Here is a 25,437-nt window from a genome sequence, read left to right as displayed (position 1 = left end):
GGGGACCGGAAGGTCAGCCCCGCGCGCCCTCGCCGGTCAGGCGTTCCAGCGCCTCCACGACGAGCGCGTGGTCCTCGGCCTGCGGCAGGCCGGAGACGGCGACGACACCGGCCACCGCGGCGCCGCCCCCGGTCAGCCGCAGCGGGAACGCCCCGCCGTGCGCGGCGTAACGCGCCGGATCCAGCCGCGCGGACGCCTCGAAGGTCGTCCCCTTCGCCCGGAACCGCGCCCCGACCAGGTAGGAACTCTCCCCGTAACGGCGCACCACCCGGCACTTGCGCTCGATCCACTCGTCGTTGTCGGCGCTGGAGCCGGGCAGGGCGCAGTGGAAGAGCCGCTGCTCACCGCAGCGTACCGAGACCGCCACCGGCGCCCGCCGGACGGCGGCCAGCTCCCGCAGCAGGGTGCCCAGCCGCCAGGTGTCCTCATGGGTGAGCCGGGGCAGCACCAGGCGGCGTTCCTGCTCCTCCAGCTCGGCCACGAGCGCGGCGGCCCGTTCGCGTTCGCCCGCCTCGGGGCGCGGGGTGGACGGGGTCGGGTGGCTCATGCCCGTTCCTCCAGGGAGACGGTGCGGCCCTCGCGGGCGGAGCGGCGGGCGGCCTCCAGCACCTGGAGGACGGCGACCGCCTCCCGGGCGGTGACCGGCGGCGCCGTGCCCTCGCGCAGCGCGGCGGCGACCCCGGCGTAGTACGCGGGGTAGTCACCGGGCCGGGTGGGCACCGGCTCGCCGCCGCCGTCCGGCGGGGACTGGCCGGCGCCCAGCGTGCCCCACGCCGACTCCGGCTCCTCGCCCCAGCCGGGGCCCGGCCGCCGCCCCTCGCGCAGCGCGGCCTCCTGCGGGTCCAGGCCGTACTTGACGTAACCCGCGGTGGAGCCCAACACCCGCATCCGGGGCCCGAGTTGTGGGGTCACCGCGCTCATCCACAGGTGCGAGCGGACGCCGCCCGCGTGCTCCAGCGCGATGAACGTGTCGTCGTCGGCCTCGGCGCCCGGCCGCCGTACGTCGGCCTCGGCGTAGACGGTGCGCACCGGGCCGAAGAGGGTGAGCGCCTGGTCGGCCAGGTGGCTGCCCAGGTCGTACAGGAGGCCGCCGTACTCGGCCGGGTCGCCCGACTCGCGCCAGCCGCCCTTGGGGACCGGACGCCAGCGTTCGAAACGCGACTCGAAGCGGCGGACCTCGCCGAGCGCGCCGTCGTCCAGCAGGGCGCGCAGCGTGAGGAAGTCGTTGTCCCAGCGGCGGTTCTGGAAGACCGACAGCAGCAGGCCGCGTTCCTCGGCCAGGTCGGCCAGCGCGGCGGCCTCGGCGGCGGTGCCGGCCACCGGCTTGTCGACCACCACCGGCAGCCCGGCGCGCAGCGCGGCGGTGGCGAGCGGGACGTGGGTGCGGTTGGGGGAGGCGACGACCACCAGGTCGAGCCGGCCGGCCCGGGCCCACAGCTCGTCGGCGCCGGCCACCGTGGTCACCCCGGGGTGCTCCGCGACGGCCCGCGCCCGGCGTTCCGGGTCGCCGGTGACCACGGTGTCCAGGACCAGGCCGTCGGTGGCGGCGATCAACGGGGCGTGGAAGACGGAGCCGGCCAGGCCGTAGCCGATGAGGCCGACGCGCAACGGGGCATTGCTCATGCGTCCACTTAAACAACAGCGTTGCTAAAGTGCAAGCAAGGGCCGCCCGTGGGAGCGGCGGCCCACCACGGACGACGGCGGCCCTGGGGGAGAACGATGAGCGGTCCGACGGACGGCATCGGCGGTGCCGGGGCCAACCTGCCGGTGCTGCGCGGCCACAACACCGCGCTCGTCCTGGAACTGCTGCGGCAGGCCACCGTGGGCGACGGCCCCGGCGTCAGCCGCGCCGAACTCGCCGAACGCACCGGGCTCACCCCGCAGGCGGTCAGCAAGATCGTCGCCCGGCTGCGCGCCGACGGCCTCGCCGACGAGGCCGGACGCACCCCCTCCACCGGCGGCAAGCCCCGCACCCTGCTGCGGCTGGTGCGCACCGCCCGGTACGCGGTCGGGGTCCACCTCGACCGCGACGAACTCACCACCGTCCTCGTCGACCTCGCCGGCGAACCGGTGACCGCCCGCACCGTCCCCTTCGACCTCGGGGCGCCCCCGGAAACCTTGCTGTCGGCGGTCGCCACGCGGGTACGGGACGTGGTCGCCGGCGTCCCGGCGGCCGACGTCCTCGGCGCCGGGGTCGCGGCGCCGGGCCCGCTCGACCACGCCCGCGGCGTGCTCCACCGGGTCACCGGGTTCCCCGGCTGGGACGGGTACCCGCTGCGCGACGCGCTCGCCGACCGCCTCTCCCTGCCGGTCGTGCTCGACAAGGACACCAACACCGCCGCCCTCGCCGTCCAGGCCGCCCGCCCCGACTCCACCGCCTCCTTCGCCTACCTCCACCTGGCCACCGGCCTCGGCGCCGGCCTCGTGCTCGGCGGCACGCTGTACCGGGGGGCGCGTACCGGGGCGGGGGAGTTCGGCCACCAGACGGTGGAGTTGGCGGGTCCGCTGTGCGGGTGCGGCAACCGGGGCTGCCTGGAGGCGCTCTGCCTCGTCGCGCTCCGGCGCCGGGACGCCGCCGGGGCCGCCCGGCTGCTCGGCGTCGGCGCGGCCAACCTCGTCGCCCTCCTCGACATCGACCATGTCGTGCTCGGCGGCCGTGCGGTCCTCGCGGCGCCGGACGTCTACACCCGGCACGTCGCCGCCACCCTCGCCCTCCGGGCCGGCCACCCCGTCCCCGTCTCGGTCGCCCCGGACGCCCCGGACGCCCCCCGCCTCGTCGCGGTCGGCGCCGCCCGCCTCGCCCTACGCGGGTTCGCTCGCGCTGGCGGTCAGCCATGAACGTGGTGGCCGGTTCGCCCGTTCCAGGGTGCCGGGGTGACTCCGTCGGCCCCGGTGTGTCGGGGTGCCCCCGGAACCCCGGCGCCCACGACTGGGCGGGCCCCTTTCCCTCCGGTGGGGGGGTGGGGTGGGGTTTTGGTTTGGTTCGGCACCGGGGGCTTCGCCTACTGCCGGTACGGGGTCGGGGGCGCGCCGGGGGTGACTCCTCGCTCCCCGTATCCGCCACAGCTTGGCTCCGGCTACTGGGTCGCTGCGGGGACACCCCCGGCACACCCCCTCCGGCCGTCGTGCGGGTGCCTCTCTTCGCGGGTGGGGGTGAGTGAGGAGGTTGGGGTGACCCCGATCTTTTTCTTACCCGCCCCGTGCCGCAGCGCGGAACGAGACCGGACGGGGGCGTGCAGGGGTGTCCCCGCAGCGACCCAGTAGCCGGAGCGCAACCGTGGCGGATACGGGGAGCGAGGAGTCACCCCGGAGGGCCCCCGGACCCGACGATGACAGTGCGCACCCCGCGCTATGCGATGACAGCCACGGGTGGGCGGGGGGAAACAGCTGTGACGCCAGCCACGACGAAAGGGGATCGGGGGCACCCCGGCGAGGTAATGGCTGACCGTCAGCGCGAGCGAACCCGCAAGGGGAACTCCGCCAACCGGACGGCAACCCCGCGCATCCGGGCCATCCCCACCCCACCCCACCGCGTCGGACCCCGCCCCGCCGCCCCCGCGTGTGACATTGCTGACGGCACCCCGACCACCCCGTGGCACACGAAGGCACCGTCATGCAGTTGCGCACCGTCCGTCCCGCCGCGGCCCTGGTCCCGCTGGCGGCCGTCGCCGCCGTCATCGCCGGCCCGGCCGTCGCGCTCGCCGCGACCGTCCCGTACGCCGGTCCGGTGCCCGCGGCGGCCCGGGGCGCGGGGGGCGCCGGCGCGACGGTGGGGGCGGCGCCGCGTAGCGGGCGGACCCGGGGCGCCGGGTCGGCTTCCGCCGTGGGCCGGAACGACCCGCACCCCGACCCCGCCCCGCCGCCCGACCCCGCCGTCACCCCGCCGGTGTGCGGGGACCCCGCCGCCACCGAGTTCCCGGTGGTGGCCCGGCTCGACGGGGGACCGGTGGCGTACGTGCCGGGGGAGCGGGCGCGGGGGTTCACGTTGACGTTGCGCAACACGACCGGGGACGAGTGCCGGGAGGTGCATCCGGTGATCGTCCTGGTGGACGCGGAGCGGAAGCTGACGCCGGGGCGGATCGCGCTGGAGTGGCGGCGGCCGGGCGGGGCCGGGTGGCAGCCGGTGGCGTTCGAGGGGACCGAGCACGCGGAGAACGTGGGGCTGGCCGGCGGCGAGAACGGCCCGGGGCTGACGGTGCCGGCGCACGCCACCGTCACCGTACCGCTGCGGCTGCGGTTCACCGACGGCACCGCCGCCCCCGACCGCGTCGTCGCCTCCGCCACCACCATGCAGCGCCGCGGCGGTGGCGGCGCGTGGGTGGGGGAGTCCAACCACTACGCGTTCGACCTGGTCCCGCCCCGGCCCCAACTGGCCGCAACCGGGCGGTACTCGGCCCGCATCCTCGGGCTGTCCTGTGCCCTGGTGACCACCGGCGTCGTCCTGGTGACCCTCTTCGGGCGGCGCCGGCGCTGACGCCGGGGCGCTTCTGCGAAGATCGCCCCGTGCAGCAGCCTCACGGAACGACTCCGGACGTCCCCGAAGACCCCGTCGGCGAGGGCGCCGACCCCGGCCCCGGCCGGCCGGTGCGGGCCGGGATCCCCGAGCACGGCCGCGTACCCAAGTACTACGCGGTGAAGACCGAGTTGGAGGCGCTGGTCGACCAGCTCGGGGAGGGCGGCGCGGTGCCCACCGAGCGGGATCTCGCGGCGCGTTACGGGGTGGCCCGGGAGACCGTGCGGCAGGCGTTGCGGGAGTTGCTGCTCCAGGGGCGGCTGCGGCGCCGGGGGCGTGGCACGGTGGTCGCCGGGCCCAAGCTGGAGCAGCCGTTGTCGCTGGTGTCGTACACCGAGGGGGTACGGCGTCAGGGGCGGGTGCCCGGCCGCAGTCTGATCGGGCTGGACCGGCGGCCGGCCGGGCAGGTGCTCGGCGGGCAGCTGGACATCGCCGCGGACGACCCCGTGTGGCACCTGGAGCGCGTGCTCCTCGCCGACGACGAGCGGGTGGGGTTGGAGAGCACCTACGTGCCGGTGGCCCGGTTCCCCGCGCTGGACCGGGAGTTCGACCCGGACTCGTCGTTCTACGCGTACCTGCGGGAACGGCTCGGGGTGCGGTTCGCCACCGCCGAGGAGAAGATCGAGACCGTACTGGCCACGCCCCGCGAGGCGTTGCTGATCGGCACCCCGCCCGCGTTGCCGATGCTGCTGCTGCACCGGCTCTCCCGGGACACCGGGGGGCGGCCGGTGGAACGGGTGCGTTCCCTCTACCGCGGCGACCGGTTCAGCTTCACCACCCGGCTGTCCGGCGACTGACCCTGGCCCGTTGTCGTACCCGGCCGCTACGGTGAATCCATGTCACAGAAAGATAACGGGTCTAGCCCAAACGTGATGGGGAGTTCACCGGCGCTTCATCGCTCCGACGTGGACGCTCCACGCCCGCCCCGCAAGCTCCGGGGCATGAGAGTCGTCATCGTCGGCGCCGGGGCCCTCGGCACCATGCACGCCTGGCACGCGGTAGCCCGCGGGCACGAGGTGGTCCATCTGGAACGGGAGCGGGAGGCGCGCGGCGCGTCGGTCCGCAACTTCGGCCTGGTGTGGGTCGGCGGCCGGGCCGCCGGTCCCGAGCTGCGCACCGCGCTGCGCGCCCGGGAGCTGTGGCAGGAGATCGGCGCCCGCGTCCCCGGCGTCGGCTTCCGGCCCGGCGGCTCGCTCACCGCCGTCCGTTCCGAGGCCGAACGGGCCGTCGCCGAGGAGGTCCTCGCCCGCCCCGACGCCGGCGAACGCGGCCTGAAATGGCTCGGCGCCGACGAGGTCCGCGCCCTCAACCCGGCGCTCCGCGGCGACCTGCTGGGCGCCCTGTGGTGCGAGCGGGACGCCGCCGTGGAACCCCGGGTCACCCAGCGCGCCCTCCGCGACCACCTGGCCGCCTCCGGCCGCTACACCTTCCTCCCCGGCCGTGAGGTGCGCGGGCTCCACCCCGGCGGCGTCACCGACGACCACGGCGACCGCCACGACGGCGACCACGTGGTGCTGTGCACCGGCGCCTGGCTCTCCGGCCTGGTCCGCGAACACGCCCCCGACCTGCCGGTACGCCGGGTGCGGCTGCAGATGATGCAGACCGAGCCGCTCGGCGAGACGCTGACCACCGCCGTCGCCGACGCGGACAGCTTCCGCTACTACCCGGCGTACGCCGGCGGCGCCCTCGACGCGCTCCGGGCCGGGTCGCCGCAGCCGCCGGTGGCCGCCGCCCACCGGATGCAACTGCTGATGGTGCAGCGCCTCGACGGCGGCCTGACCATCGGCGACACCCACGAGTACGACGAGCCCTTCGGCTTCGACGTGGACGAGGAGCCCTACGACCACCTCGCCACCGTGGCCGGCGAACTGCTCGGCCGCCCGATACCCCGCGTCCGGCGCCGCTGGGCCGGCGTCTACGCCCAGTGCCTGGACCCGGCCGCCGTCGTCCACCGGCGCCAACTGCCCGACGGTGCCTGGCTGGTCACCGGCCCCGGCGGCCGTGGCATGACCTGCTCGCCGGCGATCGGCGAGGACACCGCGAACGAACTCGGCTGGTGACCACCATGACCCCCACCCCCGCACCCACCGACCACGACCCGCGCACCCGGCTGGTCGTCCTCGACATGGCCGGCACCACCGTCGCCGACGGCGGCCTGGTCGAGCAGGCCTTCACCCGGGCCGCCGAACGGCTCGGCGTCGCCCCCGACCTGGCGTACGTACGCGCCACCATGGGCGAGTCCAAGATCTCCGTCTTCCGCGCCCTCTTCGGCGACGAGGAGCTGGCCCGGCGCGCCAACACCGAGTTCGAGCTGGCCTACGCCGAGCTGGTCGACGGCGGCCTGGTCACCGCGCTGCCCGGGGCCGCCGGGGCCATCGCCGCCCTGCGCGACCAGGGCCGCAAGGTGGCGCTGACCACCGGCTTCTCCCGCACCACCCAGGACGCCATCCTGGACGCCCTCGGCTGGCGGGAGATCGCCGACCTGACCCTGTGCCCCGCCGACGCCGGCCGGGGCCGCCCCTACCCCGACCTGGTCCTCACCGCCCTGCTGCGCACCGGCACCGACGACGTCCGCCAGGTCGCGGTGGCTGGTGACACCTCCTACGACATGCTCACCGGCGTCCGGGCCGGGGCCGCCGTGGTGGCCGGGGTGCTCACCGGCGCCCACGACCGCGAACGGCTCACCGGCGCCGGCGCCACCCATGTCCTCGGCTCCGTCGCCGAGTTGCCCGCCCTGCTGACCGCACGGGAGGAGGAGGTCTGATGCCCGCCGCGCCGAACGCGGGGATCCGCTTCGACGCCGTCACCGTCCGGTACGGCGCCGCCACCGTCCTCGACCGGTTCGACCTCACCGTGGCCCCCGGCGAGGTCATGGCCCTGCTCGGCCCCTCCGGCTCGGGCAAGACCACCGCGCTGCGGGCGGTGGCCGGGTTCGTCACCCCCGCCTCGGGCCGGGTGCTCATCGGCGACCGCGACGTCACCCGGCTGCCCCCGCACCGGCGCGGCATCGGCATGGTCGTCCAGAGCTACGCGCTCTTCCCGCACATGCGGGTCGAGGCCAACGTCGCCTTCGGGCTCAAGGCCCGCCGGGTGCCGCGGCAGGAGATCGCCGCCCGGGTCGCCGAGGCGCTGGAGATGACCGGCATGTCCGGCTACGCCCGCCGCTACCCCCGGGAGCTCTCCGGCGGCCAGCAGCAGCGCGTCGCCATCGCCCGCGCGCTCGCCGTCCGCCCCGGCGTGCTGCTGCTGGACGAACCGCTCTCCGCGCTCGACGCCCGGCTGCGCTCCGGCATGCTCGCCGAACTCGCCCGGCTGCACCGGGAGTTGCCCGACGTCTCCATCCTCTACGTCACCCACGACCAGATCGAGGCGCTCACCCTCGCCGACCGGATCGCGGTGCTGGACTCCGCCCGGCTGCGGGACTGCGGCACCCCGCGGCAGCTCTACCGCACCCCCGCCACCGAGTTCACCGCCTCCTTCGTCGGCAGCGCCAACCTGCTGCCGGTCACCGTCGGCGCCGACGGGGTCGACTTCGCCGGACACCACCTGAAGGTGGCGGTCGGCCCCGCCGCGCCGGGCGCCACCGCGACGCTGTGCGTCCGGCCGCACCTCGTCGGGCTCGGCGAGGGGCCCAACGCGCTCACCGGCACCGTGCGCGAGGTGCAGTGGCGCGGCGCCACCCACCGGCTCCTGGTCGAGGTCGGCGGCCACCGGGTGATGGCCGACGTACGCGAACTGCGCGAGCCGCCCGCCCCCGGCCACCCGGTCACCGTCCACTTCGCCGCCGAGGACGCGGTGCTGCTCGCGGCGGGGGTCGGCGATGGCTGACGCCACGGTGCCCCGCGCCGCCGCCGGCCCCGGACGGGTGCCGCGCTGGGTGTGGGCGGTGCCGCCGGTGGCCCTGCTCGCCCTGGTCTTCCTCTACCCGCTGGCCCTGGTGGTCCGGCAGTCCTTCTCGCCCGACTCCGGCGGCCACTCGCTCGCCCCCTACGCCGCGGTCCTCGGCTCGGCGGGGTTCCGCACCGCGCTGGCGCACACCGTGCTGATCGCGGTCGGCGCCACCGCCGGCTGCCTGCTGCTGGGGTTCGTCCTCGCGCTGGTGATCGCGTTCGTGCCGTTCCCCGGCGGCCGGCTGATCGGCAGGTTCATCGACATCTTCCTGGCCTTCCCGTCGTTCCTGATCACGCTGGCGCTGCTGTTCGTCTACGGCACCACCGGCATCGTCAACGGCATCTGGACCGACGCCACCGGCGCGGCGAGCGGGCCGGTGGACTTCCTGCACACCCCCTGGGGCGTGCTGCTCGCCGAGGTCACCTACTTCACCCCGTTCGTGATGCGCCCGCTGCTGGCCGCCTTCTCGCAGGTGGACACCGCGCAGATCGAGGCCGCCGCCTCGCTGGGCGCCCGCGCGCCGCGGATCGTCGCCCGGATCGTGCTGCCCGAGGCGCTGCCCTCGCTGGCGGCCGGCGGTTCGCTGGTGCTGGTGATGTGCCTCAACGAGTTCGGCATCGTCCTGTTCACCGGCGCCAAGGGCGTCACCACCCTGCCGATGCTGATCTACGGCAAGGCGATCCTGGAGTCCGACTACCCCGGCGCCTGCGTGGTCGCCGTGGTCAACGTGGTGCTCTCGGTCGCCCTGTACGGGATCTACCGGATCGTCCTGTCCCGAACCCCCGCCGGAGCACGCCGTGTTGGTGCATAGCCGGGCCGGCCGCCGGGCCGCCCGGGCCGTCTTCCTCGTCCTGTTCCTGCCGCTGTTCGCGCTGCCGTTCGCGGTGGTGGTGGCGGCCTCGTTCGCCACCGGCTGGAGCGGCGCCTTCCCCTCCGGCCCCACCCTGACCCACTACCGCGAGGCCGTGCACGGGGACGCCCTGCACGCGCTGGTCACCTCGCTGGTGACCGCGGTGGTCGCCAGCGTGGCCGCGCTGGCGCTGGGCACCTGGGCGGCGCTGGCCGCGCAGGCGCTGCGCCGCCGCGGCCGACGGGTGGTCGAGGCGCTGTTCGTGCTGCCGGTGGCGGTGCCCTCGGTGGTCGTCGGGCTGTCGCTGCTGGTGGCCTTCTCCACCCCGCCGCTGCTGCTCAACGGCACCCCCGCCATCGTGGTGCTGGCCCACACCGTGCTCGTCACCGCCTTCGCCCACCAGTCGGTGTCCGCCGCGCTCACCCGGCTCGACCCGGCCTACGAGCAGAGCGCGGCGAGTTTGGGCGCGAGCCCCGGATACGTGCTGTGGCGGGTGCGGCTGCCGCTGCTGCTGCCGTCGCTGACCGCCGCCGCCGGGCTCTGCTTCGCGCTGTCCATGGGCGAGTTGAGCGCCACGATGATGCTCTACCCGCCGAGCTGGGTGCCGCTGCCGGTCACCCTGTTCGGCGCCACCGACCGCGGCGCCCTCTTCGCCGGGGCCGCCATGGCGGTGGTGCTGATGGCCGCCACCTTGCTGGTGCTCCTCGCCGTCTCCCGGATACGTACCCGGGCCTCGTACCGCTGACCGTCCCGCTCGACCGCCACCCGAAGCAAGGAGCTTCCCGCGCCATGCCCAAAAACCCCGTCACCGCCGTCCTCGCCGTCCTCGCCCTGGGCGCCTCGCTGACCGCCTGCGCCGGCACCTCGGCGGCCGGCGACGCCAAGGAGATCACCGTCTACAGCGCCGACGGGCTCAAGTCGCAGACCGGCGACGGCTTCTACGACAAGGTCTTCAAGGACTTCCAGGCCAGGACCGGCATCAAGGTCGACTACGTGGAGGGCGGCTCCGGCGAGATGGTCCAGCGCCTCGCCCGCGAACGGGCCAACACCCAGGCCGACGTGGTCGTCACCCTGCCGCCCTTCATCCAGCAGGCCGACGCCAAGGGGCTGCTCGCCGCCTACCGCCCGGCCGGCTCGGACAAGGTCACGGCGACGGACAAGGACCCGGACGGCAAGTGGACCTCCGTCGTCGACAACTACCTGTGCTTCGTCTACAACACCAAGCAGCTCCCGCGGCCCCCCAGGACCTGGAGCGACCTGCTCGACCCCCGGTTCAAGGGCAGGATCCAGTACTCCACGCCGGGCGTCGCCGGGGACGGCACCGCGGTGCTGATCAAGGCCGTGCACGACTTCGGCGGCCAGGACAAGGCGATGGGCTTCCTCAAGAAGCTCCAGGCCAACAACGTCGGCCCGTCGAAGTCCACCGGCGCCCTGGCCGCCAAGGTGGACAAGGGCGAACTGCTGGTCGCCAACGGCGACGTGCAGATGAACTACGCCGACACCGCCTCCATGCCCTCCCAGGGCATCTTCTTCCCCGCCCCGGACGGCGGCGGCCGGCCCACCACCTTCGCCCTGCCCTACGCCGCCGGCCTGGTCGCGAACGCCCCCCACACCGCCAACGCCAAGAAGTTCCTCGACTACCTGCTCTCCCCCGAGGTGCAGCGGGAGGTCTCCGCGATCGGCGGCGGCTTCCCCTCCCGCACCGACGTCCACCCCACCGACAAGAACGCCGACGCGCTGCGCCGCGTCATGTCCGGCGTCGACGTCTTCCAGCCCGACTGGAAGAAGATCAACGGCGAACTCGACGGATACGTCTCCGCCTGGAAGACGGCCACCGGCAGCTGACCGCCGCCCGCCGGTGACCGGCAGCCGGACGCCCCCGCGCCCCGCGCCGGCCACCGGCTACCCTGGGCCCAACCGTTCCGGACTGAGGAGACGTCCCCGTGTCAGAGCGCAAGCCCATCGAGTCATGGCTCACCGACATGGACGGGGTGCTGATCCACGAGGGCATCCCGGTGCCCGGCGCCGACGAGTTCATCAAGCGGCTGCGCGGCTCCGGCAAGCCCTTCCTGGTGCTCACCAACAACTCCATCTACACCCCGCGCGACCTGCACGCCCGGCTCGCCCGGATGGGTCTCGACGTGCCCGTCGAGGCCATCTGGACCTCCGCGCTGGCCACCGCGAAGTTCCTGGACGACCAGCGCCCCGGCGGCACCGCCTACGTCATCGGCGAGGCCGGGCTCACCACCGCGCTGCACGACATCGGCTACGTGCTCACCGACGCCGACCCCGACTACGTGGTGCTGGGGGAGACCCGCACCTACTCCTTCGAGGCGCTCACCAAGGCGATCCGGCTGATCAACGCCGGCGCCCGGTTCATCGCCACCAACCCGGACGAGACCGGGCCGTCGGCCGAGGGCGCGCTCCCCGCCACCGGCTCGGTGGCCGCCCTGATCACCAAGGCCACCGGCAAGGAACCGTACTTCGTCGGCAAGCCCAACCCGCTGATGATGCGGGCCGGCCTCAACGCCATCGGCGCCCACTCCGAGACCTCCGCCATGATCGGCGACCGGATGGACACCGACGTGCTCGCCGGACTGGAGGCCGGCATGGAGACCTTCCTGGTGCTCACCGGGCTCACCCACCCCGCCGACATCGAACGCCACCCGTTCCGCCCGTCCCGGGTGGTCGACTCCATCGCCGACCTGATCGACCTGGTCTGACCCGCCGCCCGTCGTGGCGGGGCGCCGCGGTCGGCGGCCCGCTCCCCCCGGCACCGCCGACCCGGCGGCCCTTCCCGTTGCGCCCTCCGGACTGCGGGAGTGGTCCGGCGCGGCCGGGGAGGCCCATGGATTCCGCCGTTCGGGCCGACGGCAGGACGCCCCGCCGGGCGGGCCGTCCCGTCCACCGTAGAGCGCCGACGACGCCACGTACAGGGCGAGTTGACGCCAGGTCAGGGAACGGCCGCGCAGGGTGACCGGTGCCCGGCCGGGACCGGTCGGGTGGCGTGCCGCCGCCACCGGCCGCGCCCGGCGGTGGTGCCCGGCGGGGTGTGCCAGCATGGCAGCCGGCCGGTGCCGCACCCGCGTGCCGTGCCGGGCCCGGCGGCGTCACGGTGCGCCCGCTGCGCGGCGCGCGGCGGCGGGGTGGGCCCCGGGCGGGCCAGGGGCGGCCCGGCCGCCGGCCGCCTCGGTCAGCGTCGTCTCGTCTCGTCGTCGAACGGGGGAGTGGATGTCCGCACACCCGGCCCGTCCCGGCGCGCTCGCCGCCGCGCTGGTGGGCGTCGCGCTGCTGGTGGCCGGGTGCTCCTCGCCCGGCCGGGCGCCGCGTACCGAGACCTCCCACGCCGCCCCCGCGCTCCCCGGCGCCCCGTTCTGGGCCGACCCGGACAGCGCCGCCGTCCAGCAGCGCGAGCAGTGGCGCGCGGACGGCCACGACGCCGACGCGGCGCTGCTCGACCGGATCGCCCGCCAGCCGGCCGGAAAGTGGATCGGCGGCGACGACCCCGAGGGGCAGGCCGCCCGCTACACCCGGCAGGCCGCAGCCGCCGGCCGCCGCGCCCTGCTGGTGGCCTACGACATCCCGCACCGCGACTGCGGCCAGTTCTCCGGCGGCGGCGCACCCGACGGCACCGCCTACCGCTCCTGGGTCGACCGCCTCGCCGCCGGGATCGGCCCCCGCCCGGCCACCGTGGTGCTGGAGCCCGACGCCGTCGCCCACATGGTGGACGGCTGCACCCCGCCCCGCTACCAGGACGAACGGTATGCGCTGCTGGCCTACGCGGTCGGCCGGCTCACCTCGCTGCCGGCCACCGCGGTCTACCTGGACGCCGGCAACTCCGGCTGGATCACCGACCCGCTGCGGATGGCCGGACCGCTGCGGCGCGCCGGGGTCGACCGGGCGGCCGGGTTCGCCCTGAACACCTCCAACTTCCAGACCACCCGGGCCAGTACCGCCTACGGGCTGCGGCTGTCCGAGGCGCTCGGCGGCAAGCACTTCGTGATCGACACCAGCCGCAACGGCAACGGCCCGCTGGCCGGCCGCGACCCCCAGCAGGGCTGGTGCAACCCGCCCGGCCGGGCCCTGGGCACCCCGCCCACCACCCGTACCGGCCGCAAGCTCCTCGACGCCTACCTGTGGGTCAAGCCCCCCGGCGAGTCCGACGGCCCCTGCAACGGCGGACCCCCGGCCGGCCAGTGGTGGCCCGAGTACGCGCTCGACCTGGCCCGCAACGCCCGCTGATCCGCTCCCACCGGGGCGTGCGCCACCCCGGTGACCCCGGAGACGGCCGGACGCCCCCGGGCCAGCAACAGCAGCACCGAGTCGTCCGTCCGCGTCCCCGCGGTGAACTCCAGCAGATCCGCCGAGACCTGTTCGACGGCGGCCTCCAGGTCGTCGGCGGCCCCGGCGACCAGCGGGCCGATCCGCTCCGCCAGCGGGTAGAACTCCCCGTCCGCGTGGCCGCGCGCCTCCACCACCCCGTCGGTGCACAGCACCAGGACGTCGTCCGGGCTCAGCGGCACCCGCCACGGCACCGGGGCGCCGGTGACGAAACGGGTCAGCCCCAGCGGCACCCACGGCTCCGGGGGCTCCAGCGTGGTGACGGTGGCGTCCGGGGCCACCTTGAGCCCGGGGACGTGGCCGTAGTGCAGCATCTCGATCTCGTTCCCGGCCGGCGCCCCCTCGCCGCCCGGGAACTCGGCGAAGAGCGCGGTGGTGAACTCGCCGTCCGGCACGTGCCGCGCCACGCTGGCGTCCACCCGCCGGGCCACCCCGGTCAGCTCGTCCTCGTCGTAGGCGGCCTCCCGGAAGGCCCCCAGCACCACCGCCGAGGTCTGCACCGCGTCCAGCCCCTTGCCGCGCACGTCGCCGATGAGGACCCGTACGCCGTACGGGGTGTCCAGCACCGCGTACAGGTCGCCGCCGATCTGGGCCGCGTCGGCCGCCGAGGAGTAGCGCACCGCCAGCCGCAGCCCGCCCACCCGCGGCCCGGGCGGACGCAGCAGGGCCCGCTGGGCCGCCTCGGCCACCGAGACCACCGCCTGGAACTGCCGGGACCGCAGCTCCCGCCACCACGCCCCGTAGGCGCTGAAGAGCACCACCGTCAGGTAGCCGACCGCCATCCCGGCCAGGATCCGGCGGTCGTGGCTGGTCAGCGTGGCGTCGTAGCGGACCAGCACCGCCTGCGCCAGGCCCCCCACCGCCCCCACCACCAGGGTGCGCCGCCAGGTCGTGGTGGCCACCGCCAGCGCCGGGGCGACCACCATCAGCGGGGCGAGGAAGTGGTTGGGGCCGACGAGGATGTCGGCGACGCAGACCGCCATCACCGCCAGCAGGGGGGTGGTCATGCCCTGGTGGGCGGAGACGGCGGTGCCCAGCGCCTCCAGCGCCGCACGGAATCGGCTGCTCCTCACAATCCGAACATATCGGGTCGCCTTTGCCTCCGGCCCGGGGACCGCCGGTGCGGTGTGCGTCACCCGAGGGAACCAACCGCCCTCCCCGTTCGTCCTTTCCCCGGGATGAACAAGACGATCAGGCGTACATCGATTTTCTGTCTGCTGCTGGTCATCGCCGTCATGGCGCGGGCCAGTTGGGTCCAGGCGGTCAAGGGGCAGGCGCTCGCCGACGACAAGCACAACCGACGGAACATGATCGCGAGGTATGCGAACCCGTTCGGTGACATCATCGTGGCCGGAAAGCCGATCACCGGCTCCGCCCGCACCACCGGCAGCGACTTCGCGTACAAGCGCACCTACCCCAACGGCGGCCTCTACGCGCCCGTCACCGGCTACAGCTCCCAGGTGTACGGCGCCACCCAGCTGGAGGGCGTCTACCAGAACGTGCTCAACGGCACCGACAGCCGCACCAAGAGCCTCTTCGACGTACTCACCGGTAAGAACGGCAAGCCGGGTGACGTGCTCACCACCATCGACCCGGCCGTGCAGAAGGCCGCCTTCGACGGCCTGGGCAACCGGCACGGCGCCGCCGTCGCCCTCGATCCCAAGACCGGTGACGTCCTCGGCCTGGTCAGCGCCCCCTCCTACGACCCGTCGAAGATCGCCGGAAGTTCCAAGGCGGACGCCAAGGCGTGGGTGCAGTACACCACCGACAAGCAGCAGCCGATGAACAACCGGGCGATCCGCGAGACGTACCCGCCCGGCTCCACGTTCAAGCTCGTGGTCGCCGCCGCGGCGCTGGAGAACAACCTGTACTCCTCCGTCGACCAGAAGACCGACAGCCCCTACCCGTACACCCTGCCCGGCACGCTCAACCCGCTGCCCAACGAGAACGCCTCCGCGCCCTGCAAGGACGCCTCCATACGCGTGGCGCTGGAGTACTCCTGCAACACCGTCTTCGCCAAGATGGCGATCGACCTCGGCCAGGACAAGGTCAAGGCGATGGCCGACAAGTTCGGCTTCGACGACAGCAAGCTGGAGATCCCGATCAGCGTCGCGACCAGCGTCTACCCGACCGGCATGCCGAAGTCCTCGACCGGGCAGACCGGTATCGGCCAGTTCGACGTGCGCGCCACCCCGCTGCAGATGGCCATGGTGGGCGCCGCGATCGCCAACAACGGCGAGCTGATGCAGCCCCGGCTGGTCACCAAGGTGGTCGACGGCGGCGGCGACGCCCTCCAGACCATCTCCACCAGCGTCAAGTCCCACCCGGTCAGCGCCCGCACCGCCGAACAGCTGCGCTCGGCCATGGTGAGCGTCGTCCAGCAGGGCACCGGCGTCAACGCGCAGATACCCGGCATGGAGGTCGGCGGCAAGACCGGCACCGCCCAGCACGGCGTCGACAACAGCGGCAACCCGTACGCCTGGTTCGTCTCCTACGCCAAGAACAGCGCGGGCAAGGAGATCGCGGTGGCCGTCATGGTCGACGACCCCGACGGCGTCCGCTCGGAGATCAGCGGCAACGGCATGGCCGGACCGATCGCCAAGGCGATGACGAAGGCGGCCCTGGGCACCTCCTGACGCACCTCCTGACCAGGCGGTACGCCGCCACCGCGCGCCACCTTCGCACCGCCCGCGAAGGTGGCGCGTTTGTATTGCCCGGCCATGAAGCTTTCATGACAGGCACCTGAGAACCGGTGGCCCGCGGCCACGCGTCCGCATATCGTCCAACCGTTCGCTCGCTACCCCTGGTTCGAGCCCCCGAGTTGGAGGACCTGTGCGCAAGAGAGCCATCGCTTCGGCCGCGTCCGCGCTCGCGTTGCTGCTGGCGATCCCGGCAGCCGCCGCCGAGCCGACGCCCGGAGCGCCGGGCATCGGCGACCCGTACTACCCGACGTACGGCAACAGCGGCTACCGCGTCTCCCACTACGACCTGCGGCTGCGTTACCAGCCGAAGACCGACGCCCTCAGCGGCACGGCGACCCTGCTGGCCACCGCCACGCAGGACCTGTCCGGCTTCGACCTCGACTTCTCCCTCGGCGTCCAGGACGTCCGGGTCGACGGGCACAAGGCGGCCTTCAGCGAGGACCCCGCCGCCCACAAGCTGCGGATCACCCCGGCCAAGCCGCTGGCCAAGGGCTCGGACGTCACCATCGTGGTGCGTTACTCCGGCGTCCCCTCCAAGGTGGTGGTCAACGGCTTCACCGCCTGGCAGCGCACCCCGGACGGCGCGGTCGCCGCCGACGAGCCCGAGTCGGCCTGGTGGTGGTTCCCCAGCAACGACCACCCCTCGGACAAGGCCACCTTCGACGTCTCGGTCGCCGTACCCGACGGCACCCAGGCCATCTCCAACGGCCTTCCCGCGACGCCCAGTTCACAGGCCGGCTGGACCCGCTACTCCTGGCGGCAGAACAAGCCGCAGGCCACCTACCTGGCCACCCTCGCGGTCGGCAAGTTCGACATCACCACCGGCACCACCGACGGCGGCGTGCCGGTGATCAACGCCTACAGCAAGGACCTCGGCGACAACGCGGCGGCGGCCCGCGCCAGCGTGGAGCGCACCGGCGAGGTCATCGACTGGGAGAGCTCGATCTTCGGCCGCTACCCGTTCGACTCGGTCGGCGGCTACGTGCCCAACACCACCACCCACTACGCGCTGGAGACCCAGACCCGGCCCTACTACAGCCCGGCCGACTTCGCCAAGGGCTCCAACGTCTCGGTGGTCGTCCACGAACTGGCCCACCAGTGGTTCGGCGACGACGTCTCGCTGGAGCGCTGGCAGGACATCTGGCTCAACGAGGGCTTCGCCAGCTACGCCCAGTGGCTGTGGTCGGAGCACGTCGGCGAGGGCACCACGCAGGAACTCGCCGACTACGTCTACTCCTCGCACCCGGCGAACGACCCCTTCTGGACCGTCAAGCCCGGTGACCCCGGCGCCGACAAGCAGTTCGACGCCGCCGTCTACGACCGCGGCGCCGAAGCCCTCCAGGCGCTGCGCAACACCGTCGGCGACAAGGCGTTCTTCAGCATCCTGCGCACCTGGACCGCCACCCACGCCTACGGCAACGCCCGTATCGCCGACTTCCAGAAGCTCGCCGAGAAGATCTCCGGCAAGAAGCTCGGCGACTTCTTCACCACCTGGCTCTACACCCCCGCCAGGCCCGCCACCGCCACCGCCGCCAAGGCCGGTCTGCGCGCGGCCGTCTCCCCGCACCAGCCCAAGTCCTGGAAGCAGATCCACCAGGCGACCGCCGCCGAGCACCCCGCCCACCCGACCCGCTGACGCCTCCCCCCCCAGGGCCGCCCCGCCGTCTCGCGGGGCGGCCCTCGCGCTGCCGGTGTGACCCGTCCGGCGCGCCGCGCCGTGGCCGGCGGACGGTTGGCGGACAGTGGGCGCCATGGCGACGTACCGACCGTACCGGCGGATGGCGGCGCGCGGCCGGGGTGAGGGGCACCGGGTGGCGACGCCGCTGGAGTTGTTCTTCGACCTGTGTTTCGTGGTGGCGGTGGCGCAGGCGGGGGCGCGCCTGGCGCACGCGCTGGAGGCGGGCCACGCGGCGGCCGGGGTGAGCGGTTACGCGGCCGTGTTCTTCGCGGTGTGGTGGGCCTGGATGAACTTCTCGTGGTTCGCGTCGGCGTACGACAACGACGACGTGGCGTACCGGGTCGCCACGCTGGTGCAGATCGCCGGGGTGCTGGTGCTGGCGGCGGGGGTCCCGCGGGCGTTCGACCGGGGTGAGTTCGGGGTGACCGCGATCGGCTACCTGGTGATGCGGCTGGCGCTGGTGGGCCAGTGGTCGCGCGCGGCGCACGGCAGCCGCGGACGGGAGCGGGTGGCGGCGGGGCGGTACGCGGCCGGGGTGGCGATGTGCCAGGTGGGGTGGTTGGTGTTGCTGCTGCCGCCGGGTCCGGTGCCGTGGTGGGCCTTCGTGGTGATGGTGGCGGCGGAGCTGACGGTGCCGGTGGTGGCGGAGGCCGCCTGTCCGACCGCGTGGCACCCCCATCACATCGCGGAGCGGTACGGGCTGTTCACCATCATCGTGCTGGGCGAGACGATCTCGGCGGCGACGGTCGCGGTGCAGACCGCGCTGGACCGGCACGGTGGCCTCGGCGAGTTGCTGCCGCTCGCCTTCGGCGGGCTGCTGATCGTCTTCGCCGCCTGGTGGATCTACTTCGCGGTGCCGATCCATGAACGCCTCACCTCCAACCGGCGGGCGTTCGCGTGGGGTTACGGCCATTACGCGGTCTTCGCCTCGGCCGCGGCGATCGGGGCCGGGATGGAGGTGGCGGTGGCCGAGGCGGTCGGTACGGCCCACATCGGCGCGCGGGCGGCGGGGGCCGCGGTCACCGTTCCGGCGGCCGTCTACCTGTTCACCGTGTGGCTGCTGCACGCCCGTACCGTCAAACGCGGCCTCGCCCAGCAGCTCACGTTGCCCTGCGCCGCGGTGCTCGTGCTGTGCTGCACGCCGGCCGGGCGGGCCGCGGTGCCGCTGGCGGGCGGGGTGTCGGCGCTGACGGTGGTGGTGGGGGTGGCGCTGGCGGCGCGTGGCGGGCGGACGGGGGCGCGTACGGCGGGATGAGCGGCGCGCAACTGCTGGGGAAGTGCGCCGAGTTGGTGCGGAGCGCTGCCATGCATTGGTCTGGACATGGCGAAAACATGAAGACTATGGTGCGTCTTGGTCTAGACCGCAGCGCCTCCCCCCGCTCGACACCGCACGCCTTCCCCGCACGTTCCCCTGCACCCGTTCCACCCCCTGCACCGCACCCCACATCGTGAACCCCACGCACGTCAGGAGTGCCCCATGCGCACAAAGCGCGGCAAGCTCAGTGCCGCCGTGGTCGGACTCGGCGTCCTCGGCGCCACCGTGCTGGCCACCGGCAGCGCCAACAGCCACGGTTACATCAGCACGCCACCGAGCCGCCAGGCGTTGTGCGCCGCCGGCACGGTGACCGACTGCGGCGACATCCAATGGGAGCCGCAGAGCGTCGAGGGCCCCAAGGGCTTCCCCCTGGCCGGCCCCTCCGACGGCACCATATGCAGCGGCGGCAACGACCGCTTCGCCGAACTCGACGACCCGCGCGGCGGCGACTGGCCGGCCACCCATCTCACCGGCGGCCAGAGCTACGACTTCACCTGGACGCTCACCGCCCGCCACGCCACCACCGACTTCAAGTACTACATCACCAACAGCAGCTACGACCCCACCCGCCCGCTCACCCGTTCCGAGCTGGAACCCGAGCCCTTCCTGACCATCCCCTACAACGGCGCCCAGCCGCCGTCCACCGTGGTGCACAACGCCACCATCCCCTCCGGCCACACCGGCAAGCAGCTCATCCTCGGCGTATGGACCATCGCCGACACCGGCAACGCCTTCTACGCCTGCGCCGACGTGCAGTTCTGACCGTCCTCGCCACCGGTACCCCGGGCGGGCCCCTCGCGGCGGAGAGGGACCCGCCCGGTCCGCGTTCGCCACCGCCCCGCCGACCCGGGGCGATACCTCGTGTTGCGAGCTAACCTGGCGATGTGGCCGCAGCGGAGCTGCCCGACGCCCTCGCCGATGTGCTGGCCGGCATACACCGGCTGGTACGGCGCGCGCTGCGCCGGGGGCTCACCGGGCCCCGGCTGCGCGGGGCGCAGGTCGAACTGCTGCGGCTGGTCGAGGAAGACCCCGGCATCCGCGTCTCGGACGCCGCCCGCCGGCTGTACCTCGCGGGCAACTCGGTCTCCACCCTGGTCAACCAGCTCGGCGCGGCCGGACTGCTGCGCCGGGAGACCGACCCCGGCGACCGCCGCTCGGCCCGGCTGCTGCCCACCCCGGAGGCGACCGCACGGCTGCGGGCCTGGCGGGACCGGCGCGACGCGCTGCTGCGCCGGCAGGTCGCCGCCCTCCCCGAGGACGACCGGCGGGCGCTGGCCGCCGCCCTTCCGGCGCTGCGCCGACTCGCGGAGAACCTGCGCAAGGAGGCCGAACCCCCATGACCGACCCTCCCGACCCCCGGCCCCCCGCCCCGCCGCCCACCGGACGCGACACCGGGCCCGACGCCGTCGTCTGCCACCACCTCGTCCACCACTTCGGCGCCACCCGGGCCGTCGACGGCCTCGACCTGGCGGTACGCCCCGGCGAGGTCTTCGGGCTGCTCGGGCCCAACGGCGCCGGCAAGACCACGGCGATCCGGGCGATCACCACCTTGCTGCCGGTGACCGCCGGAACGGTACGGGTCTTCGGACACGACGCGGCACGTGACCGCATGGCGGTGCGCCGGCTGCTCGGCTACGTGCCCCAGCAGCTCTCCGCCGACGCCGGGCTCACCGGCCGGGAGAACGTCTCGCTCTTCGCCCGGGTCTTCGACGTCCCCCGGCGGGAACGGGCCGCCCGGGTCCGGCAGGCGCTGGCCGCCGTCGGCCTCGCGGACGCCGCCGACCGGCTGGCCAAGACGTACTCCGGCGGCATGGTCCGCCGCCTCGAACTGGCCCAGGCGCTGGTCAGCGCCCCCCGGCTGCTCATCCTCGACGAACCGACGATCGGCCTGGACCCCATCGCCCGTACCACCGTGTGGGACCACATCACCGCGGTGCGCCGGGCCACCGGGATGACCGTGCTGGTCACCACGCACTACATGGACGAGGCCGACCAGTACTGCGACCGCGTGGCGCTGATGCACCACGGCCGGATCCGCGCCTCCGGCACCCCGCGGCAGCTCAAGGACGAACTGCGGCGGCGTACCGGCGGCGTCCCCGGGGCGTCCGAGCCGTCGCTGGAGGACGTCTTCCGGGACGTGGCCGGCGGCAGTCTCGACGAGGGAGGGGAGTTCAGCGATGTGCGCCGCACCCGCCGCACGGCGTCCCGCGTCGGCTGACCCGGGCCGTACCGCCGCCCCCGGCGACGCCACCGCCACCGGGCTCGATCTGCTGCTCGTCGCCCCCAGAGCGCGTACCGGCTGGCGGGTGCTGCCCGCCCGGGTGCTCGCCATGTGCGCGGTGGAACTGCAAAAGCTCCGCCACGACCGCACCGAGCTGTACACCCGGGCCGTCCAGCCCGCGCTGTGGCTGATCATCTTCGGCGAGACCTTCACCCGCATCCGGGCCATCCCCACCGGGGGCGTGCCGTATCTGGACTACCTGGCGCCCGGGATCATCGCGCAGTCCGCGATGTTCATCGCGATCTTCTACGGGATCATGATCATCTGGGAGCGGGACTCCGGGGTGCTCACCAAGCTGCTGGTCACCCCGACGCCCCGGGCCGCGCTCGTCACCGGCAAGGCGTTCGCCGCCGGGGTCAAGGCGCTGGTGCAGGCGGTGGTGGTGATCGTCATCGCCGCGGTGCTGGGGGTCGCCCTGACCTGGAACCCGTTGCGGCTGCTCGGGGTCGCCGCCGCCGTGGTGCTGGGGGCCACCTTCTTCTCCTGCCTGTCCATGACGATCGCCGGGATCGTGCTCACCCGCGACCGGTTGATGGGCATCGGTCAGGCGATCACCATGCCGCTCTTCTTCGGCTCCAACGCCCTCTACCCGGTCTCCGTCATGCCCGGCTGGCTCCAGGCGGTGACCCGGGTCAACCCGCTCAGCTACCAGGTGGACGCGTTGCGCGGGCTGCTGCTCGGCACCCCGGCGCATCTGGCGGCCGACTTCGGGGCCCTGGCGGTCGCCGCCGTGGCCGGCATCACGGCCGCCGCTGCGCTGCTGGGCCGGCTGGCCCGCTGACGCTCCGGGTACGGGGCCGACCGGACGGCGGCCCCGGGGACCACACGCCGAACCACTGCTCGGCGCCGTACTCCTCGAACCGTTCCACCTCGGTGAAGCCCAGCTTCGCCGCCAGGCGCATCGCGCGGGCGTTGGCGGTCCGCGTGGTGAGCACCACCGGCTCGCCGGGGAACGCGCCGGCGAACCGGTCGAGCGCCGCCGCGCACGCCTCGGCGGCGTACCCGTGGCCCCACGCCCGCGGCAGGAACAGGTAGCCGAGTTCGGCCTCGCCGCCCTCAGGACGGACCCGCCCGAGACGTTCCGGGCCGCGCCGGTCGAGCGTGACCGATCATCGCTCCGTCGAGTTCGGCCACGAGAAGGCCGGGGCGCCGCCCGGGGACCTCGGGCACCGCGCGCTCGAGTTCGTCCCGCGGCCGGGGGCCACCGATGTGGGCACCCACCTCCGGCGAGGCGAACAGCTCGATGAAGGCCGCACGGTCCCGCGCCTCGGACGCGCGGAGCACGAGCCGTCCGGTCCTGAGCGGATCGGGCGGCCGGTCGGCGGGGACGGGCTCGGTCATGGCGGGCAACCTACCGCACCCCCGGCGGCTCACCCGGGGCCTCCCGTCAGGTTCGCCCCATGAGATCGCCACAGGCGCACGTGGTCCACTCGTCCTCGTCCTGGCGGCAGCCCCGCCCTCCGGCGGCCTCCGCCGAGCGCGGCACGCTGGTCCAGGAGATCGCCGAACGCGTCCTCGCCCTCGGCCGGCAGGACGAGCTTCGGGCACGAACCGGCCGAGCGGATCGCCGCCGCGGGGCGGCCGGTGCCGCGGGCCACCCTCGACGACTTCAAGAAGCCGTGGCGGGACCGGCACCTGGCGGACCGGGTGTCCGGCGAGGGCTGCTACCGCGACGCGTACGACCACGCGGCGGTCAAGCGCCTGCTGCTGGACCCCTGCCGGTCACCGGAGGCGGCCTGGTGCGCGCTGTGCGCCATCGACCCGCTGACCCAGCGGGACCACTCGTCGGAGACGACACCGCTCGCGCCCGACGCGGTGCTGGTGGTGGACGGCGTCTTCGCCTTCCGCCCCGGGATCGACGCGTACCGGGACTTCCGGATCTGGCTGCGGGTGGACGCGGAGCCGCCCCTGCGGCGGGGCGCCGAGCGTGACCAGGACTGGGCCGGGTCCGGGGCGGAGGCGATCCACCGCGACAGGTACCAGGTGGCCGAGCGGATCTACCTGGAGGAGGTCGACCCGGTGCCGATGACGGACGTCGTCGTCGACAACTCGGTGCTGGCGCGTCCGCGGATCGTGACGCCGTGACCTTTGCGCCTACGCCCTGGTGCGGCCCCGCCGCGCCATCCAGGCGGCGACCAGGGCGCCCGAGACGTTGTGCCACACCGAGAAGACGGCCGCGGGCAGCGCGGCGGCCGGGCTGAAGTGCGCCGTGGCCAGCGAGGCGGCCAGGCCGGAGTTCTGCATGCCGACCTCGAAGGCCATCGCGCGGCTGCCCGGCCGGCCGAGCCGGGCCGCGCGGCCGGCCGCGTACCCCAGGGCGAGCCCGAGGCCGTTGTGCAGCACCACCGCGAGCAGCACCAGGCCGGCCGCGTCGCGGATGCGTCCGGCGCTGCCGGAGACCACGGTGAGCACGATGACGGCGATGGTGACCGCCGAGATCCACGGCAGCGCCCGCAGCACCCGGTCCACGTAGGACCCGGCGAGCAGCCGCACCACCACCCCGGCCACCACCGGCACCAGCACCGTCTTGAGGATGTCGGTGACCATCGCGCCCGCGTCCACGTGCAGGTACTCCCCGGCCAGCAGCAGCGTCAGCGGCGGGGTGACCAGCGGGGCCAGGAACGTGGAGACGGTGGCCACCGACACCGACAGCGCGACGTCGCCGCGGGCCAGGTAGGTGACCACGTTGGACGCCGTACCGCTGGGCGCGCAGCCGACCAGGATCACCCCGGCCGCGAGCTGGGCCGGCAGCCCGAGGGCGCCCGCGACGAGCCAGCCGAGGCCCGGCATGATCACGTAGTGCGCGACCAGGCCGAGGCCGACCGCCCAGGGCCGTCTGGCGATCGCCGCGAAGTCCGGCGGGGTGAGCGTGAGCCCCATGGTGAACATCACCACACCCAGCAGGTACGGGACCGCCGGGGCCCACCCGGTGAAGTGCGCCGGCGCCACCAGCCCCACCGCGCCCGCCGCGATCACCAGCAGCGGGAAGACGGTCACGGCCAGCCGCGCGGCGCGGTCGCCGGGGGAGCGGGGGCCGGGCCCCGGTGCCGGGGCGGTGGTGTGCTGGTCCGTCTGCTCGGTGCTCATGGCCCGATGATCACCGGTCCGGGGGCGCCGGGGAAGGCCCGTCTCACCGGGCGGTCGCCCCGGCCGGCCCGAAGGCCCCGGACATGACGAAGGGCGCCCTCCCGAGGGAGAACGCCCAGGTCAACGGCTCTGCCGTGAAGTGCGCCGCCAGGGACTTGAACCCCGAACCCGCTGATTAAGAGTCAGCTGCTCTGCCAGTTGAGCTAGCGGCGCCGGACCAACGTGAAAATCTTAACCGATGCCGAGGGGTGCTCCGGTACACGGGCGTGCCGCGACGCCCGGCCGGCCCGGCGGGCGGCCGGTACGGGTCCGGGTCCGGGTCCAGGGCCGGCCCCGGGGTCAGCCCTGGAGGCCGGCCCGGTCCGGGACGGCGGCCGGCTCGGCCGGGGGTTCGGCCGGGTGTTCGAGCCGGGATCCGCCGCCCTCGCGTACCGCCTCCACGGCCGATTGGTGGACCGCGCGGCCGGTCCTCTCGTCGGGGGCGGTGACCGGGCTGCCGACGAGGGTGAACCACTCCTCGGCCCCGGTGTACTGCACCGCGACCCGGGCCTCGCCGTCCAGCCAGGTGGTGTGGATGGTGAGGTCCCCGGTGATCGGGCCGACCTCCTCGGTGACCACGCCACCGGAGCCCGCGATCACGCCCACGGTCGTCCATGTCGCCCAGGTGTCCATGACGCCGTTCCTTCCCGGAATGCCCCCGTATAGGCATGATGCCGCCAGGCCGGGAGAACCTTCATCCCCACGGCCCGGGGCGCGACCGCCCCCGTCCGGCGCCCGGA

At 74.3% G+C, this 25,437-nt stretch carries 24 protein-coding genes, 1 tRNA gene and 1 pseudogene; 19 read left to right on the top strand and 7 right to left on the bottom strand.

Going from position 1 to position 25,437, the window contains the following annotated elements:
• Nucleotides 1-13: 13 nt before the first annotated feature.
• Both SCATT_RS08930 and SCATT_RS08925 read right to left on the bottom strand, forming a co-directional pair.
• A complete protein-coding gene (locus tag SCATT_RS08930; protein WP_014142673.1) occupies nt 14-547 on the bottom strand; it encodes a heme-degrading domain-containing protein in 534 nt (177 codons plus the stop codon).
• A complete protein-coding gene (locus SCATT_RS08925) occupies nt 544-1,623 on the bottom strand; it encodes a Gfo/Idh/MocA family protein (protein ID WP_014142672.1) in 1,080 nt (359 codons plus the stop codon). The genes SCATT_RS08930 and SCATT_RS08925 overlap by 4 nt, the downstream gene beginning before the upstream one ends.
• 96 nt (nt 1,624-1,719) lie before the next feature.
• On the opposite strand from SCATT_RS08925, the gene SCATT_RS08920 reads away from it, so the two are divergent.
• The 11 genes from SCATT_RS08920 (at nt 1,720) to SCATT_RS08870 (ending at nt 13,496) form a co-directional block, all read left to right on the top strand.
• The gene (locus SCATT_RS08920; RefSeq protein WP_014142671.1) at nt 1,720-2,838 is read left to right on the top strand and encodes an ROK family transcriptional regulator; all 1,119 of its coding nucleotides are present in this window, start codon (nt 1,720-1,722) and stop codon (nt 2,836-2,838) included.
• A gap of 775 nt (nt 2,839-3,613) precedes the next feature.
• Entirely contained in the window at nt 3,614-4,474 is an 861-nt protein-coding gene (locus SCATT_RS08915; RefSeq protein WP_014142670.1) for a hypothetical protein, read from the top strand.
• A 29-nt stretch (nt 4,475-4,503) separates the two neighbouring features.
• On the top strand, nt 4,504-5,310 hold the full coding sequence (locus SCATT_RS08910) for a GntR family transcriptional regulator (RefSeq protein ID WP_014142669.1): 807 nt from the start codon (nt 4,504-4,506) through the stop codon (nt 5,308-5,310).
• A gap of 144 nt (nt 5,311-5,454) precedes the next feature.
• A complete protein-coding gene (locus tag SCATT_RS08905) occupies nt 5,455-6,573 on the top strand; it encodes a TIGR03364 family FAD-dependent oxidoreductase (protein ID WP_014142668.1) in 1,119 nt (372 codons plus the stop codon).
• The gene (locus SCATT_RS08900) at nt 6,570-7,277 is read left to right on the top strand and encodes a phosphonatase-like hydrolase (RefSeq protein ID WP_014142667.1); all 708 of its coding nucleotides are present in this window, start codon (nt 6,570-6,572) and stop codon (nt 7,275-7,277) included. The genes SCATT_RS08905 and SCATT_RS08900 overlap by 4 nt, the downstream gene beginning before the upstream one ends.
• On the top strand, nt 7,277-8,341 hold the full coding sequence (locus SCATT_RS08895) for an ABC transporter ATP-binding protein (protein ID WP_014142666.1): 1,065 nt from the start codon (nt 7,277-7,279) through the stop codon (nt 8,339-8,341). The genes SCATT_RS08900 and SCATT_RS08895 overlap by 1 nt, the downstream gene beginning before the upstream one ends.
• Nucleotides 8,334-9,215 carry a 2-aminoethylphosphonate ABC transporter permease subunit gene (locus tag SCATT_RS08890; protein ID WP_014142665.1) on the top strand — a complete coding sequence of 294 codons (882 nt, stop codon included), beginning with the start codon at nt 8,334-8,336 and terminating at the stop codon, nt 9,213-9,215. The genes SCATT_RS08895 and SCATT_RS08890 overlap by 8 nt, the downstream gene beginning before the upstream one ends.
• Nucleotides 9,202-9,999, top strand: a complete 798-nt coding sequence (locus SCATT_RS08885) for an ABC transporter permease (RefSeq protein WP_014142664.1) — start codon at nt 9,202-9,204, stop codon at nt 9,997-9,999. Before SCATT_RS08890 ends, SCATT_RS08885 begins: the two co-directional genes overlap by 14 nt.
• A gap of 44 nt (nt 10,000-10,043) precedes the next feature.
• Nucleotides 10,044-11,099, top strand: coding sequence for a 2-aminoethylphosphonate ABC transporter substrate-binding protein (locus SCATT_RS08880; protein ID WP_014142663.1), 1,056 nt, complete (start codon nt 10,044-10,046; stop codon nt 11,097-11,099).
• A gap of 98 nt (nt 11,100-11,197) precedes the next feature.
• Nucleotides 11,198-11,977 (top strand): HAD-IIA family hydrolase, encoded by a 780-nt coding sequence (locus tag SCATT_RS08875; RefSeq protein WP_014142662.1) that lies wholly within the window; start codon nt 11,198-11,200, stop codon nt 11,975-11,977.
• 508 nt (nt 11,978-12,485) lie between these two features.
• Nucleotides 12,486-13,496, top strand: coding sequence for a glycoside hydrolase family 6 protein (locus SCATT_RS08870; protein WP_014142660.1), 1,011 nt, complete (start codon nt 12,486-12,488; stop codon nt 13,494-13,496).
• Here the strand turns inward: SCATT_RS08870 and SCATT_RS08865 are convergent.
• Entirely contained in the window at nt 13,385-14,668 is a 1,284-nt protein-coding gene (locus SCATT_RS08865) for a PP2C family protein-serine/threonine phosphatase (protein WP_014142659.1), read from the bottom strand. The genes SCATT_RS08870 and SCATT_RS08865 overlap by 112 nt on opposite strands.
• A gap of 105 nt (nt 14,669-14,773) precedes the next feature.
• Here SCATT_RS08865 and SCATT_RS08860 point away from each other — a divergent pair, with 105 nt between their 5' ends.
• The 7 genes from SCATT_RS08860 to SCATT_RS08830 all read left to right on the top strand — a co-directional run bounded on the left by SCATT_RS08860 (nt 14,774) and on the right by SCATT_RS08830 (nt 22,352).
• On the top strand, nt 14,774-16,231 hold the full coding sequence (locus tag SCATT_RS08860; RefSeq protein ID WP_014142658.1) for a peptidoglycan D,D-transpeptidase FtsI family protein: 1,458 nt from the start codon (nt 14,774-14,776) through the stop codon (nt 16,229-16,231).
• A gap of 196 nt (nt 16,232-16,427) precedes the next feature.
• Complete coding sequence (locus SCATT_RS08855; protein WP_014142657.1) at nt 16,428-17,933, top strand: M1 family metallopeptidase; 1,506 nt, start codon at nt 16,428-16,430, stop codon at nt 17,931-17,933.
• A 115-nt stretch (nt 17,934-18,048) separates the two neighbouring features.
• Nucleotides 18,049-19,230 carry a low temperature requirement protein A gene (locus SCATT_RS08850; RefSeq protein ID WP_014142656.1) on the top strand — a complete coding sequence of 394 codons (1,182 nt, stop codon included), beginning with the start codon at nt 18,049-18,051 and terminating at the stop codon, nt 19,228-19,230.
• A 222-nt stretch (nt 19,231-19,452) separates the two neighbouring features.
• Nucleotides 19,453-20,052, top strand: coding sequence for a lytic polysaccharide monooxygenase auxiliary activity family 9 protein (locus SCATT_RS08845; RefSeq protein ID WP_014142655.1), 600 nt, complete (start codon nt 19,453-19,455; stop codon nt 20,050-20,052).
• 122 nt (nt 20,053-20,174) lie between these two features.
• Nucleotides 20,175-20,630, top strand: a complete 456-nt coding sequence (locus tag SCATT_RS08840) for a MarR family winged helix-turn-helix transcriptional regulator (protein WP_014142654.1) — start codon at nt 20,175-20,177, stop codon at nt 20,628-20,630.
• Nucleotides 20,627-21,508 carry an ABC transporter ATP-binding protein gene (locus SCATT_RS08835; RefSeq protein ID WP_014142653.1) on the top strand — a complete coding sequence of 294 codons (882 nt, stop codon included), beginning with the start codon at nt 20,627-20,629 and terminating at the stop codon, nt 21,506-21,508. Before SCATT_RS08840 ends, SCATT_RS08835 begins: the two co-directional genes overlap by 4 nt.
• Entirely contained in the window at nt 21,468-22,352 is an 885-nt protein-coding gene (locus SCATT_RS08830; RefSeq protein WP_014142652.1) for an ABC transporter permease, read from the top strand. The genes SCATT_RS08835 and SCATT_RS08830 overlap by 41 nt, the downstream gene beginning before the upstream one ends.
• Here the strand turns inward: SCATT_RS08830 and SCATT_RS38940 are convergent.
• Nucleotides 22,312-22,912, bottom strand: a pseudogene (locus tag SCATT_RS38940) (GNAT family N-acetyltransferase). The gene SCATT_RS08830 and the pseudogene SCATT_RS38940 overlap by 41 nt on opposite strands.
• Nucleotides 22,913-23,155: 243 nt before the next feature.
• Between SCATT_RS38940 and SCATT_RS08815 the strand changes: the two are divergent.
• Complete coding sequence (locus SCATT_RS08815; RefSeq protein ID WP_014142649.1) at nt 23,156-23,656, top strand: nucleoside/nucleotide kinase family protein; 501 nt, start codon at nt 23,156-23,158, stop codon at nt 23,654-23,656.
• 9 nt (nt 23,657-23,665) lie between these two features.
• Here the strand turns inward: SCATT_RS08815 and SCATT_RS08810 are convergent, their stop codons facing one another.
• The 3 genes from SCATT_RS08810 to SCATT_RS08800 all read right to left on the bottom strand — a co-directional run bounded on the left by SCATT_RS08810 (nt 23,666) and on the right by SCATT_RS08800 (nt 25,330).
• Nucleotides 23,666-24,658: a bile acid:sodium symporter family protein gene (locus SCATT_RS08810; protein ID WP_014142648.1), complete on the bottom strand. Its 993-nt coding sequence runs from the start codon at nt 24,656-24,658 to the stop codon at nt 23,666-23,668.
• Nucleotides 24,659-24,798: 140 nt separating this feature from the next.
• Nucleotides 24,799-24,871 (bottom strand) — tRNA-Lys (locus SCATT_RS08805).
• 126 nt (nt 24,872-24,997) lie between these two features.
• Nucleotides 24,998-25,330 carry a hypothetical protein gene (locus tag SCATT_RS08800; protein ID WP_014627726.1) on the bottom strand — a complete coding sequence of 111 codons (333 nt, stop codon included), beginning with the start codon at nt 25,328-25,330 and terminating at the stop codon, nt 24,998-25,000.
• Nucleotides 25,331-25,437: the final 107 nt, after the last annotated feature.

This window comes from Streptantibioticus cattleyicolor NRRL 8057 = DSM 46488 (genome assembly GCF_000240165.1).
Taxonomy (GTDB): Bacteria; Actinomycetota; Actinomycetes; order Streptomycetales; family Streptomycetaceae; genus Streptantibioticus; species Streptantibioticus cattleyicolor.
This window is presented reverse-complemented; position numbering and strand designations above follow the sequence as displayed.

Excerpts from the sequence above, each read along its gene's own strand:
- SCATT_RS08930 (WP_014142673.1), bottom strand. The coding sequence starts at position 547 with ATGAGCCACCCGACCCCGTCCACCCCGCGCCCCGAGGCGGGCGAACGC.
- SCATT_RS08925 (WP_014142672.1), bottom strand. The coding sequence starts at position 1,623 with ATGAGCAATGCCCCGTTGCGCGTCGGCCTCATCGGCTACGGCCTGGCC.
- SCATT_RS08920 (WP_014142671.1), top strand. The coding sequence starts at position 1,720 with ATGAGCGGTCCGACGGACGGCATCGGCGGTGCCGGGGCCAACCTGCCG.
- SCATT_RS08915 (WP_014142670.1), top strand. The coding sequence starts at position 3,614 with ATGCAGTTGCGCACCGTCCGTCCCGCCGCGGCCCTGGTCCCGCTGGCG.
- SCATT_RS08905 (WP_014142668.1), top strand. The coding sequence starts at position 5,455 with ATGAGAGTCGTCATCGTCGGCGCCGGGGCCCTCGGCACCATGCACGCC.
- SCATT_RS08895 (WP_014142666.1), top strand. The coding sequence starts at position 7,277 with ATGCCCGCCGCGCCGAACGCGGGGATCCGCTTCGACGCCGTCACCGTC.
- SCATT_RS08890 (WP_014142665.1), top strand. The coding sequence starts at position 8,334 with ATGGCTGACGCCACGGTGCCCCGCGCCGCCGCCGGCCCCGGACGGGTG.
- SCATT_RS08880 (WP_014142663.1), top strand. The coding sequence starts at position 10,044 with ATGCCCAAAAACCCCGTCACCGCCGTCCTCGCCGTCCTCGCCCTGGGC.
- SCATT_RS08870 (WP_014142660.1), top strand. The coding sequence starts at position 12,486 with ATGTCCGCACACCCGGCCCGTCCCGGCGCGCTCGCCGCCGCGCTGGTG.
- SCATT_RS08860 (WP_014142658.1), top strand. The coding sequence starts at position 14,774 with ATGAACAAGACGATCAGGCGTACATCGATTTTCTGTCTGCTGCTGGTC.
- SCATT_RS08850 (WP_014142656.1), top strand. The coding sequence starts at position 18,049 with ATGGCGACGTACCGACCGTACCGGCGGATGGCGGCGCGCGGCCGGGGT.
- SCATT_RS08845 (WP_014142655.1), top strand. The coding sequence starts at position 19,453 with ATGCGCACAAAGCGCGGCAAGCTCAGTGCCGCCGTGGTCGGACTCGGC.
- SCATT_RS08835 (WP_014142653.1), top strand. The coding sequence starts at position 20,627 with ATGACCGACCCTCCCGACCCCCGGCCCCCCGCCCCGCCGCCCACCGGA.
- SCATT_RS08830 (WP_014142652.1), top strand. The coding sequence starts at position 21,468 with ATGTGCGCCGCACCCGCCGCACGGCGTCCCGCGTCGGCTGACCCGGGC.
- SCATT_RS08810 (WP_014142648.1), bottom strand. The coding sequence starts at position 24,658 with ATGAGCACCGAGCAGACGGACCAGCACACCACCGCCCCGGCACCGGGG.
- SCATT_RS08800 (WP_014627726.1), bottom strand. The coding sequence starts at position 25,330 with ATGGACACCTGGGCGACATGGACGACCGTGGGCGTGATCGCGGGCTCC.